Genomic DNA, 2,262 nt, shown 5'->3' on the forward strand with positions numbered 1-2,262 from the left:
ATTGCCTCCATCGCAACCTTCGCCTTGAACTCCGCGCTGTAGCGCTTTCTCGTCGTCTTCATTCCCGTCCATTCCTTCAGGTCGGGATGAGCTTAACACCCTGTCCGAATTTCCGGCACCACCTCAAAGCGTTGCCGGCGCCCGGCGGTCATATCGGGATCGAACTGCCCTCGGGTGTGAAGCTGACCGTGGACGCTGGTGTCGATGCCGAGGCCCTGGCACGGGTCATTGCCGTTCTCACGCGATGATACCGCTGCCACCTTCCACCCGGATCTATTTGGCCTGCGGGGCGACCGACATGCGCAAGGGCTTTGACGGTCTGGCAGTGCTGGCCCAGCAGGTGCTGGAGCAGAGCCCGCATTCTGGTGCGCTGTTTGCCTTCCGGGGTAAGCGTGGCGATCTGGTGAAGCTGCTCTGGTATGATGGCCAGGGCCTATGCCTGTTTTCCAAGCGGATGGACCGTGGCCGGTTCGTCCGGCCAGTGACGAAGACGGGCAAGGTTGGCCTCACTTCGGCACAGCTTTCGATGCTGCTTGAAGGCATAGACTGGAGACGCCCGGAGCGGACAGCGGCGCCGTTAATGGCGGGCTAAAAGTGCGGATTTCTGTGGGTTTATCTGGCATCGGCGGTGCCGCTTTGATACTATTTCAGGGTGTCGGATCGAGGCTCTTCCCCCGTCGATAAGGACGCCCGCATCGCCGAGCTGGAGGCAGCTCTGGCGGCCCGCGACACGCTGATCGATACCTTGCGTTTCCAACTGGCCCAGCTCCGGCGGCTCACCTTTGGCCAGTCTTCCGAGAAGCTGTCCCTCCAGATCGAACAGCTCGAACTCACCCTTGAGGAGTTGGAGGGCGAAGCCGAGCTTGCCGATATCCGCAAGGTCCAGGCGGATGAGAGGGAGCGACCGGCGCCGGTCCGCGCCTTGCCGGCACATCTGCCGCGGGCTGAACGCCGGATTGAGCCGGAAGCAGGCACCTGCACCTGTCCTTCCTGTGGAGGCGCCCTGCGCCCGCTTGGGCAGGACAGCGACGAGATGCTCGATGTCGCGCCGGTGCAATGGCGCGTCATCCGCACCGTCCGGCCTAAATATAGCTGCCGATCCTGCGAGCAGATCGTGCAGGCCGCGGCGCCCGTAAAGGCGATTGCACGGGGCAAAGCCAGTTTCGCTACGCTCGCGCATGTCGTCGTCGCCAAGTTCGATCATCATCTCCCCCTCTATCGCCAGGCCGAGATGATGGCGGCACAGGGCCTCGATATCGACCGATCGACGCTGGCAGGCTGGGCAGCACAGGCCGCACATCTGCTTGATCCGATCGTCAGTCGCATCCGGGAAGAAGGGATCAAGGCCGGCAAGATCCATGTCGATGACACGCCCGTGCCCATGCTGATGCCCGGCAAGGGCAAGACGGTCCAGGCAAGGCTCTGGGCCTATGTCGTCGATGATCGTGCCGCTGGCGCATCCACGCCCGCGCTGACCTGGTATCGCTTCACCCCCGACCGCAGCGGCATCCACCCGCAAAGCGAGCTCAAGGACTTTACCGGGCTGCTGCAAGCTGATGCCTATGCTGGCTTTGACAAGCTCTACAGGAGCAACCGCATCCAGGAAGTCGCCTGCTGGGCGCATTTCCGGCGCAAGATATTCGAGAACCACGCCACCAGCCCGACGCCGTTGACCAGCAACCTGCTGGATCGGATCGCCGCTCTCTACCGGATCGAGGAAGAGATACGCGGGCAGCCGCCTGACCAGCGCCGCCGGCATCGTCAGGACAGAAGCAGGCCTCAGGTGAACGATTTACGCTCGATAATCGACGATGCGCTGCGTCGGCTGTCGCCAAAGTCCAACATGGCCAAGGCGCTCAGCTATGGCCGCAAGCGCTGGGATGCGCTCACCCGCTACATCGACGAGGGCGTTGCCGAGATCGACAACAACATCGCCGAGCGCGCGATCCGCCCCGTGGCGATCGGCCGCAAGAACTGGATCTTTGCAGGATCGAAGGCTGGCGGCGAACGGGCTGCCGCCATCTATTCCGTCATCGAGACTGCCAAACTCAACGGCATCGAACCGCAGGCCTACATCGCCGATGTCATCGAGAAGATCGCTGGCGACTGGCCCGCTACTCGCTGGGATGAGCTCATGCCGTGTTGGGGTGGACGGCTCCCAACGGCATCGCAATGTGCCAGAGTGAGTGCGTTGCAAGACTCAATCAAGGGAGCCGCCCGTGGAGCAAATTACCCGCATAGGCATGGATACGTCAAAGAACG

1 protein-coding gene and 2 pseudogenes are annotated in these 2,262 nt (G+C 62.6%); all 3 read left to right on the top strand.

Annotation, left to right across the window (positions count from 1 at the left end; translation table 11 throughout):
- Positions 1 to 248: pseudogene (locus tag ACFQ24_RS04020) on the top strand (hypothetical protein); the annotation flags it as partial.
- Positions 245 to 592, top strand: coding sequence for an IS66 family insertion sequence element accessory protein TnpB (tnpB, locus tag ACFQ24_RS04025; protein WP_380909165.1), 348 nt, complete (start codon positions 245 to 247; stop codon positions 590 to 592). The pseudogene ACFQ24_RS04020 and the gene tnpB, both read left to right, overlap by 4 nt.
- A gap of 60 nt (positions 593 to 652) precedes the next feature.
- Positions 653 to 2,140: pseudogene (gene tnpC, locus ACFQ24_RS04030) on the top strand (IS66 family transposase); the annotation flags it as partial.
- Positions 2,141 to 2,262 lie beyond the last annotated feature (122 nt).

Source organism: Sphingobium olei (genome assembly GCF_042678845.1).
Classification (GTDB): Bacteria; Pseudomonadota; Alphaproteobacteria; order Sphingomonadales; family Sphingomonadaceae; genus Sphingobium; species Sphingobium olei.